At 63.8% G+C, this 14,635-nt stretch carries 10 protein-coding genes; all 10 read right to left on the reverse strand.

From position 1 onward, the window contains the following. Positions 1-132: 132 nt before the first annotated feature. The 10 genes from cobA to secA all read right to left on the reverse strand — a co-directional run bounded on the left by cobA (position 133) and on the right by secA (position 14,594). A complete protein-coding gene (cobA, locus tag GGQ90_RS05250; protein ID WP_188081167.1) occupies positions 133-918 on the reverse strand; it encodes a uroporphyrinogen-III C-methyltransferase in 786 nt (261 codons plus the stop codon). After that, positions 905-3,514 carry a nitrate reductase gene (locus GGQ90_RS05255; RefSeq protein ID WP_188081168.1) on the reverse strand — a complete coding sequence of 870 codons (2,610 nt, stop codon included), beginning with the start codon at positions 3,512-3,514 and terminating at the stop codon, positions 905-907. The genes cobA and GGQ90_RS05255 overlap by 14 nt, the downstream gene beginning before the upstream one ends. Beyond that, the gene (nirD, locus tag GGQ90_RS05260) at positions 3,514-3,882 is read right to left on the reverse strand and encodes a nitrite reductase small subunit NirD (RefSeq protein WP_188081169.1); all 369 of its coding nucleotides are present in this window, start codon (positions 3,880-3,882) and stop codon (positions 3,514-3,516) included. Before nirD ends, GGQ90_RS05255 begins: the two co-directional genes overlap by 1 nt. After that, positions 3,879-6,392, reverse strand: coding sequence for a nitrite reductase large subunit NirB (gene nirB / locus GGQ90_RS05265; RefSeq protein WP_188081170.1), 2,514 nt, complete (start codon positions 6,390-6,392; stop codon positions 3,879-3,881). The genes nirD and nirB overlap by 4 nt, the downstream gene beginning before the upstream one ends. Before the next feature lie 211 nt (positions 6,393-6,603). Then, positions 6,604-7,809: a hypothetical protein gene (locus GGQ90_RS05270; RefSeq protein WP_188081171.1), complete on the reverse strand. Its 1,206-nt coding sequence runs from the start codon at positions 7,807-7,809 to the stop codon at positions 6,604-6,606. 80 nt (positions 7,810-7,889) lie between these two features. After that, positions 7,890-9,134: a nitrate/nitrite transporter gene (locus GGQ90_RS05275; protein WP_188081172.1), complete on the reverse strand. Its 1,245-nt coding sequence runs from the start codon at positions 9,132-9,134 to the stop codon at positions 7,890-7,892. 219 nt (positions 9,135-9,353) lie between these two features. Beyond that, the gene (locus GGQ90_RS05280; protein ID WP_188081173.1) at positions 9,354-10,568 is read right to left on the reverse strand and encodes a CmpA/NrtA family ABC transporter substrate-binding protein; all 1,215 of its coding nucleotides are present in this window, start codon (positions 10,566-10,568) and stop codon (positions 9,354-9,356) included. Continuing rightward, positions 10,565-11,146, reverse strand: a complete 582-nt coding sequence (locus tag GGQ90_RS05285) for an ANTAR domain-containing response regulator (RefSeq protein ID WP_188081174.1) — start codon at positions 11,144-11,146, stop codon at positions 10,565-10,567. Before GGQ90_RS05285 ends, GGQ90_RS05280 begins: the two co-directional genes overlap by 4 nt. A gap of 209 nt (positions 11,147-11,355) precedes the next feature. After that, positions 11,356-11,595 (reverse strand): glycine zipper 2TM domain-containing protein, encoded by a 240-nt coding sequence (locus GGQ90_RS29255; RefSeq protein ID WP_246428139.1) that lies wholly within the window; start codon positions 11,593-11,595, stop codon positions 11,356-11,358. A 266-nt stretch (positions 11,596-11,861) separates the two neighbouring features. Further along, positions 11,862-14,594: a preprotein translocase subunit SecA gene (secA, locus tag GGQ90_RS05295; protein ID WP_188081175.1), complete on the reverse strand. Its 2,733-nt coding sequence runs from the start codon at positions 14,592-14,594 to the stop codon at positions 11,862-11,864. Positions 14,595-14,635 lie beyond the last annotated feature (41 nt).

Consider the following 14,635-nt stretch of genomic DNA (forward strand, 5'->3'; position numbering starts at 1 on the left):
GGTGTTCGTCGGCCGATCTTGTGTCGAAGAAAAACGCATTCATCGACAATCAGATTGCGGCTTTCCCCCATGTGCTGGCACCTCGTTTCGTCAAGAACGCACCTTAGGTGGAAGGCACGAGAGCGCATATCCTCATACCGACGCCTTGTGCGTGGTTGCTTCGGCACATGCCGTTAAATCGGCCTGTGCAACGACCTCTCCTATTAGGATGAGTGTCGGACGATTTTCAGCAAAGGCCTTCATTACCAGCGGCAATAAATCCAATCTTGTTCGCAGATTCTTCTCCTGCGGCATGGAGGCATCGCATGTGATGAGTGCAGGTGTAGCTCCCGGCAAGCCGGCGAGAATCAAGGCGCGACTGAGTTCGGATGCAGCGTCGCGCCCCATATAGACGGCAAGTGTACATGCCGGGTCGGCGAGCGCCTCCCAGTCGAGATCAATCGCCTTCCCGCCCTGGCTATGCGCCGTTACGAACTGAACGCGGCGTGCGACGCCCCGCAACGAGAGGGACAGTCCAGCCGAAGCTGCTGCGGCGCTAGCCGCCGTAATTCCAGGGCAGATTCCTATGTTGGCGCCGACCCCGCGCAGCGCCGCTATTTCCTCAGCCGTGCGGGCAAACATCGCGGGATCGCCGCCCTTCAGGCGCACGACGCGCTTTCCTGCCTGCGACGCCGCGACCAGCAACTGATCGATCGTCTGCTGGTCCTTCGAATGACGGCCCGATCGCTTGCCGACGCTGATCCGTTCGACATGATCGGGAATGAGATCCAATATGCCCGGCCCCACCAGCGCGTCGTAGAAGATGATGTCCGCCGCGCGGATCAGCCTTTCGGCCTTGCGCGTCAGCAGGTCGGGATCGCCCGGCCCCGCACCGACCAGCCAGACGTCGCCTGGCGCGATGAGGTCATTCGGCTGCATGCAGTGTCTCCTGAGAGGTCTGGGCCAGGATATTGGCGATGGCGGGGCGGCAGGAACCGCAATTGGTCCCGGCCCCCAGCGCCTTGCCGATGGCAGGCACGTCGACCAGCTTCTGGTCGCGGATCGCCGCAACGATCTGGTTGAGGCCGATATCGAAACAGACGCAGATGGTGGCGCCCTTGTCCGGCTGGCTGCCCGGCCCGCGTGCCGCCAGCACGGTTGCGCCGACGTCGTCGGCCGCCAACTGGCCGATCAGCCAGTCGCGCGAGGGCAACAGGCCGGTGCGGGTGACGAACAGCACGCCTGCCAGCCGGCCGTCCTGGATGATGGCGACCCGTCGGCTGCCGCGCACATGATCGATCGCCTCGACCCGCTCGCCCCTGGGCAGGCAGGCTTCCAGCCGGGCGGCATCGCCATTGCCGGCCAGTTCATAGAGTGCACCGCCTGGCACGGCGACCCGCGTTGCCCAGAGGCACGGAAGTTTCACCGGCGCCTGTCCACGCAGGATCAGGAAGCCCTGCCATTGGGTCGAGACCTTCTGGACCGCGGCCGGGGTCGACTTGAAGCCGGGCTGGCCCGAATGCGGATCGACCAGCGGGCGCGGCAGCAGGCCGGTGCGCCCGCCGCTCGATATCTGGTCGGTCCAGTGGATCGGCGTGAAGATTTCGCCCGGCCGCTGCCCGTCGCTGATGCTGACGCGGAAAAGGCTGTTGCCCTGCGCGGTCGACACCCGCGCCAGATCGCGATCGGCCAGGCCCAGCGCATCGGCATCCCGCGGGTGGATGTCGACCAGGGGCTCCTCGCGATGGCGCGCCAGCTTGGGCGCCAGACCCGTGCGGGTCATCGTATGCCATTGATCGCGATAGCGGCCGGTGTTGAGCGTCAACGGCCAGTCGCGTAGCGGCCCCTGCAAATCCATCTGCTTCGTCAGCACCAGCCGCGCCTTACCATCCGGGGTCGAAAAACGCCCATCGGCAAAGGGTGTCCCGCCCCAGCGAAAACTGTCCATCGCGTCATAGGCGTCGTTGCCGATCACCGCCTGCGCGCGCAGGTTGAGCAGCCGCTGCCCGTCATTCTGATAAGCGGTCAGGCGCGCATGTTCGCGCCAGATGTCAGCCGGCCGATCATAGGCGAAGGCGTTTTTCCAGCCCATGCGGCGCGCGACCTGGGTGATGATCCACCAGTCGGGCCGGGCCTCGCCGGGCAGCGCCATGAACGGGCGCTGGCGGCTGATGGTGCGGTCCGAATTGGTGACCGTGCCGTCCTTTTCGCCCCAGCCGGCGGCAGGCAGGCGGACATGGGCATGGGCAGAGCTGTCAGTGTCTGCGATGATGTCCGACACGACGAGGAAGGGAATAGCCTCCAGCGCGTCGCGCACCCGGCCGGCATCGGGCAGCGATACGGCGGGATTGGTCGCCATGATCCACAAGGCCTTGATCCGGCCTTCGTCGATCGCGCGAAACAGGTCGACGGCCTTCAGTCCCGGCTTGGTCGCCATCTGTGGCGCGGCCCAGAATCGGCCGACGCGGGCGACATTTTCCGGCGCGAAATCCATATGCGCCGCCAGCGTCGAGGCGAGGCCGCCGACCTCGCGCCCGCCCATGGCGTTGGGCTGGCCGGTGATGGAAAAGGGCGCCGCGCCCGGCTTGCCGATGCGCCCTGTGGCGAGGTGGACATTGATGATCGCATTGACCTGGTCGGTGCCGCGGATCGACTGGTTGATGCCCTGGCTGAACAGGGTGACGGTGCGCGGAGTCGCCGCGAACAGCTCGAAAAACTGTTTCAGCAGCGCCGGGTCGATGTCGCAGCTCTGGGCCGTCGTCCACAGGTCATGACCGGTGCGGACATGGTCCCAGAAGCCGTCGGGCGCGTTCACATGATCGGCCAGATAGGCCGGATCGATCACGCCCTGTGCATCGCACCAGGCGAGCAGCCCGGTCATCAGCGCCACATCGCTGCCGGGCCGGATCGGCAGATGGATGTCGGCACCCTCACAGGTTTCGGTGCGGCGCGGGTCGATCACGACCAGCTTGGTGCCGCGCGCGGCGCGGGCCGCCTGGATGCGCTGATAGACGATCGGGTGGCACCAGGCAGTGTTGGAGCCGACCAGGACGATGAGGTCGGCCTGTTCCAGATCATCATAGCTGGCCGGCACCACATCCTCGCCGAAGGCGCGATTATGGCCGGCAACCGCGCTCGACATGCACAGGCGGCTGTTGGTGTCGATGTTCGCCGATCCGATGAAGCCCTTCATCAGCTTGTTGGCGACATAATAATCCTCGGTCAGCAACTGGCCCGAGACATAGAAGGCGACGCTGTCCGGGCCATGACGCTCGATCGTCTCGCGAAATTTCCGCGCGACCAGATCCAGCGCCTTGTCCCAGCCGGCGCGGCGCTTGCCGATCATCGGGTGGAGCAGCCGGCCGGTCAGCGCCACCGTCTCGCCCAGATGCGTCCCCTTGGAACAGAGGCGTCCGCCATTGGCCGGATGCGCCTCGTCCCCCTTGATGATCACCGAGCGCGGTCCGGTCGGCGTGGCGGCGATGCCACAGCCGACGCCGCAATAGGCGCAAGTGGTGCGGATCGCCTGCGCCATCAGGCCGCTTTCGCCTCGGTCGGCACGGGAATAACCGCCTCGCGCAGCAGGAAGATGCGTCCCGCCTCCACCTTGAGCGGGATGGTGGGCACGCAGCCTTCGTCGTTGCCCAGCGCCTTGCCGGTCTTGAGCGAGATGTTCCAGTTGTGCAGCGGGCAGGCGACGACCGAGCCATGAACGATGCCTTGGCTCAGCGGCCCCTGCTTGTGCGGACATTTGTTGACCAGCGCGTAGAACTGATTGTCCTGCGTATGGAAGATGGCAATCTCCTCGCCGCCGCGCACCGGCAGGGTGCGGGCATTGCCGGGCGAGATCTGATCGACGGGACCGATGTCCAGCCAGGTGCCGACTTGGGTATTCAGGCTCATGCGATGATCTCCATGGGGCGGACTTCGGCCAGATGCTGGTGCAGTTCGGCGTCCTCGCCAGCGGCGCGACGCGCCCAGGGATCGTCCTGCATGAACTGCTGGGAGAAGAGGAAACGGGCGCGCAGTGCTTCGCGACCGGCATCGTCCGCGACGATGCGGCCCTTCACATAGTCGACGCCAACGCGCTCGATCCATGGCGCGGTGCGCTCCAGATAGCGGGCTTCCTCACGATAGAGCTGGATGAAGGCGGCGCAATAATCCATCGCCTCCTGCTCGGTCGCGACCTTGCAGAGCAGATCGGTGGCGCGGACATGGATGCCGCCATTGCCGCCGACATGCAGTTCGTAACCGCTGTCGACACAGACCACGCCGAAATCCTTGATCGTCGCCTCCGCGCAGTTGCGGGGGCAGCCGGACGCCGCGATCTTGAACTTGTGGGGCATCCACGACCCCCAGGTCATATGCTCGATCTTGACGCCAAGGCCGGTCGAATCCTGGGTGCCGAAGCGACACCATTCGGAACCGACACAGGTCTTCACCGTGCGCAGCGACTTGCCATAGGCATGACCCGACACCATGCCGGCAGCATTGAGATCGGCCCAGACGGCGGGCAGGTCTTCCTTCTTGATGCCGAAAATGTCGAGCCGCTGGCCGCCCGTCACCTTGACCATCGGGGCATCATATTTCTCAACCACGTCGGCGATCGCGCGCAGTTCCCTCGGGTTGGTAAGGCCGCCCCACATGCGCGGCACGACCGAATAGGTGCCGTCCTTCTGGATGTTGGCGTGCATCCGTTCGTTGACGAAGCGGCTGCGCTGGTCGTCCTGATACTCACCCGGCAGCGCGCAGAGCAGATAATAATTGAGCGCAGGGCGGCAGGAGGAACAGCCCTCCGGCGTCGACCAGTTCAATTTCTGCATGACTTCGGGGATCGAGCGCATGTCCTGCGCCACGATTTCGCGACGGACATCGTCATGGGTGAAGCTGGTGCATTTGCACATCGTCTTCGGCCCCGACTGGACATCCTCGCCCAGCGTCAGCGCCAGCAGGGTTTCGACCAGGCCGGTGCAACTGCCGCAGCTGGCCGACGCCTTGCAGGTGGCGCGGACCGCATCCAGGCTGTGCGCACCCTTGGCGATGCAGGACACGACCTGGCCCTTGCTGACGCCGTTGCAGCCGCAAATCTCGGCTTCGTCCGAGAGCGCCGCAACGGCCGCCTTAGGGTCCAGCGCGCCCCCTCCCGAGGCGAAGGCCTGACCGAAGATCAGCATGTCGCGCATGTCGGCGACATTTTCCTCACGCTTCAGCAGGTCGAAATACCAGCCGCCATCGACGGTATCGCCATAGAGCACCGCGCCGATCAGCTTGTCGTCCTTGACGATGACCCGCTTGTAGACCCCGCGAGAGGCGTCGCGCAGGACGATATCCTCGCAGCCCTCACCGCCGGAAAAGTCACCGGCGGAGAAGACGTCCAGGCCCGCGACCTTGAGCTTGGTCGAGGTGACCGATCCCTTATAGCCGCTATGCTGGTCGGTCAGGCCATCGGCGAGGCTGCGACACATGTCCCATAGCGGCGCGACCAGACCATAGACATTGCCGTCATGTTCGACGCATTCGCCGACCGCGAGGACATTGGGGTCGCTGGTGACCATATGGTCGTCGACCTGGATGCCGCGATTGACGGCCAGGCCAGCCTCGCGGGCCAGCGCCGTCGCGGGGCGGATGCCCACCGCCATCACCACCAGGCTGGCCGGGATATCGCGACCGTCCTTCAGCCGCACGCCCTCGACCTTGCCGTCACCATAAATGGCTTCGGTATTGGCGCCGGTCAGGATGGTCTGGCCGCGTCCTTCGAGCGCGGTCTTGAGCAGCCAGCCAGCCGCCTCGTCCAGCTGGCGCTCCATCAGCGTGTCCATCAGGTGAATGACGGTCACCTTCATGCCGCGCAGGGTCAGGCCATGGGCGGCTTCGAGGCCGAGCAGGCCACCGCCGATCACCACCGCGCTGCCGCCATCCGCGGCGGCGGCGAGCATGGTGTCGACATCCTTCATGTCACGGAAGCTGATGACGCCGGGCAGATCCTTGCCGGGCACCGGAATGATGAACGGATCGGAACCGGTCGCGATCAGCAGCTTGTCATAGCCGATGGTGCGGCCCGACTGGCTGGAGACGGTCTTAGCGGCCCGATCGATGGCCCTCACCGGGTCGCCGGCGATCAGCTCGATGCCATTGTCGGCATACCAGGCGGCGTCGTTGATCACGATCTGCTCGAACGTCTTCTCACCCGCCAGCACCGGCGACAGCATGATGCGGTTATAGTTCACATAGGGTTCGGCGCCGAAGATGGTGACGCGATAGCGCCCCGCATCCCGGGCCAGCAATTCCTCGACCGCGCGGCAGCCGGCCATGCCGTTGCCGATAACGACCAGATGCTCCCGTGCTTCCGCCAAGGGCGGCAGGACATTGTCCTCATCCTGCGTGACCGGGTCGATCCCGTCCTGAAAGTCCATCCCCGTTACTCCAGAAAAGAAAAAAGCCGCCATCCAGACCCTCGGGGATTGAAACCCGAGAGTCTGGATGGCGGCTTTGCCATCATCTAGTGCCTTGCCGGTCCTACCCTGAACCGTCTCAGCGATGTGAAGCGGGACATCCTTGTCCCTTGCAGCGCAGCATATGGGGAATCGCCCGAACGCTCAAGCGATTCCTCTCATGGCTTTTCAATCAGATGCTCCAGTCGGCCTGGAGCCATAATTTGTCGGTATCGGTCGCCATCGCCCGCGCATCATAATGGGCATAGCGCACCGACAGGGCGGTCTTGCGCAGCTTCGCAGATGCGATGAGATTCCACTCATTACCATAATGCTGATCGAGCCGGTCGCTCTCGAACCGGTGCCAGGTCGCCGCAAACGCCACGCCCGACAGCGGCCCCACCTGCTTCCAGCCATAGCCGGTGCCGACATAGAGGTCGCGCATGCCGTTGGCGGGCGTGGTCAGGAACTTGTCGGCCCAGCCCTGGAACTTGAAATTCGTACCGAGCGGCGTCTGGAAGCTGGTTAGCGCCGTACCATGACTGGCGCCCAGCACCTCATAGCCGACATTGAGCTTCCAGCCATGCAGGTCGAGCGTGGCGTCGGCCAGCCAGTAATCAGCGGCATAGTCATTGGGATTACGATGATAGTCCGACTGACGGGCATAGCTGAGCTGATAGGCGACCTTGGTCGACTTGGAGAGCGACTGATTGCCCGCCAGGCGCACGCCATAGGTCTGGCTCGACAGGCGATAGGCCTGCACCGCCGCCTCATCCTGATCGACCAGATAGGCAAAGCCGCTGAGCGTGCCCAGCGGCGTGGCATAGGAAAGATTGGCCAGGATATTGTCGCCGCTCACCGCTTGCTGGCGCGCGCCCTTGCCCTGAAAGCCCCAAATGGTGCGCACGCTCCACGCGTAGGAGACGTCCAGTTTCAGCCCCTTGGCCGGAGTCAGTTCGGCACGCACCGCGTCGAAGGTCTGGCCATTGTCGCGAAAGGCGACATTGCCGACGAAGCGCTCGTCATCCAGCACGATCTTCTGCCGCCCGCCGGTCAGGGTCAGCGCCCTGGTCCGATATTGCAGCTGGGCGATATAGAGGGCGACATTCTGCGGATCGGCCACCAGCGGCTTGGTCGCTGCATTGTCGAAACCGTCAAAATAGCGGTCGATCACCGCCAACGTCCCCTGCCCCACCAATGTAGCCGACAGCGCGCCGCTGCTGGCCACCAGGCCGGCGCGGGCGCGGACGGTGAGCGCGTCTGCCTGCTGCGCCAGGCCATCCTGGTCGACATGTTCGTAGCGCAGCCGCGCCTCGGCTACGGGTTTCAGGTCGATCTGCTGGGCACAAGCAGGCCCGGCGACGGCCAATGTGGCCGCCGATGCGAGAAGATATTTCATGGAAGATCGTCCCCCCTCGGACGGAAAGAGCGTGGCGCGGGGCGGCAGTCCTCAAAGAGGCCGCCGCCCTCCTCTCCAACTCAGATGCGGGCGCCGCTGGTCCAGTTGGCGCGCCACTTCACCTTGACCAGCGCCACGCCCAGCAAAGCGAGCACGGCAAGACCGGCGAAGATCAGGAAGCCGGGTGCGAAGCTGCCAGTCAGTTGCTTGGCAAGGCCGAGCGAACTGGCGAGATAGAAGCCACCAATGCCGCCCGCCATGCCGACAAGGCCTGTCATCACGCCGATTTCCGCCTGGAAACGCTGCGGCACCAGTTGGAAGACCGAGCCGTTACCGGTGCCCAGCGCCAGCATGGCGAGGACGAAGAGCGCCAGCGCACTGACCAGCGTCGTCGCCTGCGACACACCCGCCAGCGCCAGCGCCGCCACGACATAAACGATCATCAGCGCCTTCACGCCGCCGATCCGATCCGCCAGCGCGCCGCCCATCGGCCGCACCAGCGACCCGGCAAAGACGCAGCCCGCCGTGCAATAGCCCGCGATGATCGGGGTCAGCCCGAACTGGTCGGTGAAATAGATGGGCAGCGACGCGGCAAGGCCGACGAAACCACCGAAGGTCACGGCATAAAAGGCCATCAGCCACCAGGCGTCCGCCGTCTTGAGCGGCTCGAAATAATCGACGAGCCGCTTGGCCGGCGGCGCATTGGGCGCATCCTTCGCCATGATCATATAGGCGACGAAGACGATGCTCAGCGGGATACAGGCCAGACCCAGCACCGCGTTCCAGCCGAATGCCTTGGCCAGCATCGGCGCGAACAGCGAGGCCAGAACCGTGCCCGAATTGCCCATGCCGGCAAGGCCCATCGCCTTGCCCTGATGCTCGGGTGGATACCAGCGGCTGGCGAGCGGCAGAGCGATTGCGAAACTGGCACCAGCAAAGCCCAGAATGACGCCCAGCACCAATGTGCCGCCGAAGCTGTTGACGCCCATCAGCCAGGCCGCGAACAGACCGACGATGACAATGATCTGGCTGATCGCGCCTGAGCGTTTCGGACCGATCCGATCGACCAGCAGACCATTGACGACACGCAGCAGCGCACCGGCGAGCGTCGGTGTCGCCACCATCAGCCCCTTTTCTGCCGGCGTCAGCGCCAGCGTCTTGGCGATCATCGGTGCCAGCGGCCCGAGCAGCACCCAGACCATGAAGGCCAGGTCGAAATAGAGAAAGGCGGCGACCAGGGTCGGTGCATGGCCGGCCTTCCAGAAGCTTGTCGCGGCGGCCGCCGATGCGGCGTCCTCGTCGCGATCCCAATATGCAGTAGCCATATGACGTCCCCCAACCAATGGAACTGGAAACGAAAAAAGCCGCAGGCCGGACACGCGCACAAATTGCGTGGTCCAGTCAGCGGCTTTGCTGCGATAGGTGAATGGAACGGCGGTCCCGACCTTGGGAGGGCCTGTTCCTGTGGACGCGCCTCGTCGCGCGGTCGCTTATGTTATCCCGCAGAACGCATCATGTTGCAAGGCACAAAATAGGCCCGGTTTTCAACGCTGCGGCGCAAAATCCCGCAGAAAGTCCTCGATCCGTTCGGGGTCGAAGATTCGGCCATCGAAGAAGCGGTCGGGGCCAAGGGTGAGGTCGCCACGATGGGCACCGACCGGCATCGGCGCGCTGACCGCCCCTTCCAGCTTCATACTGGCGCCCGGCATCGGCAAGCCGCTGTCCGCCAGCGCGCGACGGAAGATGTCAGGCCGGAAGACGGCGGCGGCGCGCGCCGCGGTTTCCGCATCATGGGCGACCATGCCCCAGCGCACCAGTTGCGAGTATATCCACAGCGCTTGGCTGCGCCAAGGGAAGGCAGTGGCTTCGCGTGCGAACAGCATGAAATCGGGATTGGCGACGGGCGCCTCGCCCAAGCGGGCGCTGATCCGTCCCGACAGGGCGCCAAAGATCAGTTCGGCCGGCTGATCGACATAGCGGGGATCGGACAGGAGAACAGCCAGCGCCTCATGATGTGCCGGATCGTCGCACCAGGCGGCCGCCCGCGCCAGCGCGCGCAACAGGCGATCGACCGTTTCCGGGTTCGCCTCCAGCCAGTCCTGCCGGAAGGCCAGAACCTTCTCCACCCCGCGCTGCCAGATACGTTCGCCGATCGCGACCGTTTCCGCCAGCCCGGCCTCGATCGCCGCGCTACCCCAGGGTTCGCCGGCGATGAAGCCGTCAATTTCACCCGCCCGCATCGCCTCGACTGTCAGCGAGGGCGGCAGCACGCGCAGCACGACGTCACGATCGGGATCGATGCCCGCACTCGCCAGCCAGTAGCGCAACATGATCGCATGGCTGGAAAAGCGGTGGACGACGCCGATCACCGGCTTGCGCCGCCACAGGCCGATCGCGGCGGCAAAATCATGCGCCGTGCCCAGCGGGTCGGTGAGCCGCCGGGCGATGTCCGGCTCCAGCGCCTTGGCAAAATCCGGCGCCATTACCAGCATATTGCCATTGACGTTGAGCTTGTAGGGCGCGGCCAAAGCCGCGGGCTGCTGGCTGAGGCCGAGCGTGACCGCCACAGCCAGCGGCGCCAACATCTGCGCGCCCTGCACCTGGCCATAGACCAACCGGTCGCGCAGCGTCGCCCAACTGGTGGTGCGCACCAGGTCGAGGAAGATTCCCTCTTCCTCGGCGAAGCCCCGCTCGCGCGCGACCGCCAGCACGGCCACATCGGTCAGCGGCAGAAAGGCTACCCGCAACACGTCGCTCATATACCCCCTCCCAACAGGTCGCTGGCGGTAATCAGTGCCTGCGCCACCTCCACGATCTTCTTCCCCTGGTTCATCGCGCTCGACCGCAACAGGGCATAGGCGTCCTGCTCGGACAGGCTGCGCTGGTTCATCAGGATCGATTTCGCGCGATCGACGATCTTGCGGTCGGCCAGCGCTGTGCGCGCCTCGTCCAGTTCCGACTGCATCCGGGCAAAGGCGTTGAAGCGGCGCACCGCCAGTTCCAGCACCGGCTTCACCCGCTCCTTGCGCAGACCGTCGACGACATAGGCAGACACGCCGGCATCGATCGCCGCGCCGATCATCGCATCGTCGGACTGATCGACGAACATCGCGATCGGCCGGGCAAGCGCGCGGCTGACCGTCAGCATCTCCTCCAGCGTGTCGCGGCTGGGGCTGCCCAGATCCATCAGCACCACATCGGGCGCCATGCGCTCCAGCCGGGCAACGAAGGCGCCACGCGGCGGGACGATATGGATATCGTCATAGCCCGCTTCGCGCAGGCCCTCCTCCAGGACCGTCGCGCGCAGCCCACTGTCGTCGATAATGACAATTCGCATCGCTGCCCCTTTGCACCATGCCATAGCAGTATTGGGATGAGTTTCGTCAATGCCCAGTTGCGCCAAGCATGGAGGCGGACGCGATCAGATTACGGTTATCGCAGTCATTTTGCGAGATAGATGCTCCGATTTCAGACGGGGGGTGATGACAAGCAAAACAGCACCGCCGGCCAAAAGCCAGCGAGGCTCATTGCGAGCAACAATCTAACCTATTCGCAATAGACGTTGCCGCGATCGATCTCGCGACCCAGCGCGCCGCCGACCCCAGCGCCGAGAATCGTACTCAGCAGGCCGGAGTCGCCGTCACCCAGTGCATTGCCCAGGAGGCCGCCGACGGCGGCGCCCACGATCAGGCCGGTCGAGCCATCATTGCGGCGGCAATAATAACGCCCATTCCCACCGCGATAGACGCGGGTATTCCGGTCGATGCGATAACGATCCCGCGACAAGCCGGGGCGATAATGCTGGTCAGGATAATATTTGCCGCTGTGGGAGGCGGAATGCGCCGGTTTGCCCAGCGAAGGCGGACGCCCCTTATCATGCGAGGGCTTGCCGTGGGATGCACCAGGGCCAGGCCTGCCATTATGACCGGACGGCCTGTTGTCCGGACCATTACCATAAACGCAAGAGTTCTCCAATTTCATTGCAGGATCAAAACAAAAAAAGGCGCTGCCATTGGCTGCGCCCTTCCCTGTTTCTCGCCTTGGCTTGAACCTCAGCTCAGCGCACCATGGCAATGCTTGTATTTCTGGCCCGAACCGCAGGGGCACAGCGCATTGCGGCTGATGTCGAGATTGGCAAACTCGCCCGGCGCGACATTGTCCACCGGCGCGCGCGGAATGGTGGTGGTGATGCCCGCCAGCTGGCTGCCATCAATGTCCGCGCTGTTATCCTCGCCCGAGAAGGGATCGATATGGGTGGTGATGAAGTCCGGCAGCACCGGAAGGTCGAACTGCGGTTGCGGCGCTTCCATGCGGAACTGCACCCGCGCGATCGAACCGGTCACATCCTCGCGGATATTCTCCAGCATGCGCTCGAAAAGGGCGAAGGCTTCCTGCTTATACTCGTTGATCGGAGTCTTTTGCGCATAGGCGCGCAGATGCACGACCTGACGCAGCGCATCGAGGGTCGAGAGATGCTCCTTCCAGTGATGGTCGAGGCTCTGGAGCATGATGCTCTTCTCGATCATGTGCCAGTCAGTAGCGTCGACCTCCTGGGCTTTGTCCGCGATCGAGGCATCGGCAAGGGCCGCCAATCGCTCCTCGATGATTTCTGGATCGACTGCATCTTCGGCCAGCCACGCGTCGAAATCCGGCTCCAGGCCCAGTACTTCGGCAGTGCGGATCTTGAGGCGTTCGATATCCCACTGCTCGGGATAGGTGCCAGGCGGGCAGGATGCGCCGACCAGATCATTGACCGTCTCGTGGCGCATGTCGGTGACGACATCGTCTACCGTGTCGGCGTCCATGATGTCGCTGCGCTGCTCATAAATGACCTTGCGCTGATCGTTCATGACGTCGTCATATTCGACGACCTGCTTGCGGATGTCGTAATTGCGGGCCTCGACCTTGCGCTGCGCGGTCTCGATCGCCTTGCTGAGCCATTTGGACGGGGGGAGTGCCTCGCCATCCTCCAGGTTGGAGCGGATCATCTTGGCGAACATGGTATCCGGGCCGAAGATGCGCATCAGGTCATCGTCGAGGCTGAGGTAGAAGCGCGACAGACCCGGATCGCCCTGACGGCCCGAACGACCACGCAGCTGATTGTCGATACGGCGGCTTTCATGCCGCTCGGTCGCCAGCACGAACAGGCCGCCTGCAGCCAGCACTTCCTGCTTCTCTGCCTCGATCTCGACCTCGATACGGGCGATCGCCGCGTCGCGCTCCGCGCCTTCGGGCACATCGCGCAACTCGTCTTCAACCCGCATTTCCAGGTTGCCGCCCAGCTTGATGTCGGTGCCGCGGCCGGCCATGTTGGTGGCGATCGTCACCGCGCCCTTGCGGCCCGCCTGGGCGACGATATGCGCTTCGCTCTCGTGGAAGCGCGCGTTCAGGACTGCGTGCTTGACGCCTTCCTGATTGAGGAATTCCGACAGCATTTCCGATTTTTCGATCGACACGGTGCCGACCAGCACCGGCTGACCCTTTTCGGCATGCTCCTTGATGGTGCGCGCGATCCCCCGGAACTTGTCTTCCAGATTCTTGTAGAATGTATCTTCCTCGTCAACGCGCTGCACCGGCCGGTTGGTCGGGATGGTGACGACGTTCATCTTGTAGATTTCGTAGAATTCGGTCGCTTCGGTCGATGCGGTGCCGGTCATCCCCGAAATCTTGGGGTACATGCGGAAATAATTCTGGAAGGTGATCGAGGCCAGAGTCTGGTTTTCCGGCTCGATCTGGACGCCTTCCTTGGCTTCCACCGCCTGATGCAGGCCGTCGGACCAGCGGCGACCATCCATCATGCGGCCGGTGAACTCGTCGATGATGACGACCTTGCCGTCCTTGACGATATAGTCGATGTCCCGGCGGAACATCACGACTGCACGCAGCGCCTGGTTGACGTGATGGACGACCTGGGTATTTTCGAAGTCGTAGAGGTTGCTGCCCTGCAGCAGCCCTGCGGTCTCCAGCAGGCGTTCGATCTTCTCAGTGCCGTCTTCCGTCAGCGTGATCGTGCGCTGCTTCTCGTCCTTCTCATAATCATCGCCGACCAGCTGCTTCACGATCGCATCGACCGACACATATAGTTCGGATTTATCGTCGGTGGGACCAGAGATGATCAGCGGCGTGCGGGCTTCGTCGATCAGGATCGAATCGACTTCGTCGACGATCGCATGGTTGAACGGCCGTTGGACCATCGCGCCGCGATCGAACTTCATATTGTCGCGCAGATAGTCGAAGCCAAGTTCGTTGTTGGTCGCATAGGTGATGTCGGCATTATAGGCCTCGCGGCGCTGGTCTTCCGACAGGTTCGGCACGATCACGCCAGTGGTGAGACCCAGGAAGCGATAAACCTGGCCCATCCACTCGCAGTCGCGGCTGGCGAGATAGTCGTTCACGGTGACGACGTGAACGCCCTTGCCTTCCAGCGCGTTCAGATAGGTGGCCAGCGTCGCCACCAGCGTCTTGCCCTCGCCAGTGCGCATCTCGGCGATTTCGCCACGATGCAGGACGATCCCGCCGATCATCTGCACATCGAAATGGCGCATGCCCAGCACCCGGACCGATGCCTCACGCACGGTGGCAAAGGCTTCGGGCAGCAGGCCGTCCAGCGTCTCGCCATTGGCCAGACGCTCGCGAAAGCGCGCCGTCTGGTTTACCAGCGCTTCATCGCTCATCGCCTGGATCGTTGGTTCGAAGGCGGCAATCTGGTCGATGATCTTGCCCAGCGACTTCACATAACGTTCGTTGGACGATCCGAAGATGGACTTGGCGAGTGCGCCGAACATGCAAATTCCTATATTTCGCGGGCGCGCAGGCCCGATACGGA

Source organism: Sphingobium scionense, assembly GCF_014197035.1.
Taxonomy (GTDB): domain Bacteria; phylum Pseudomonadota; class Alphaproteobacteria; order Sphingomonadales; family Sphingomonadaceae; genus Sphingobium; species Sphingobium scionense.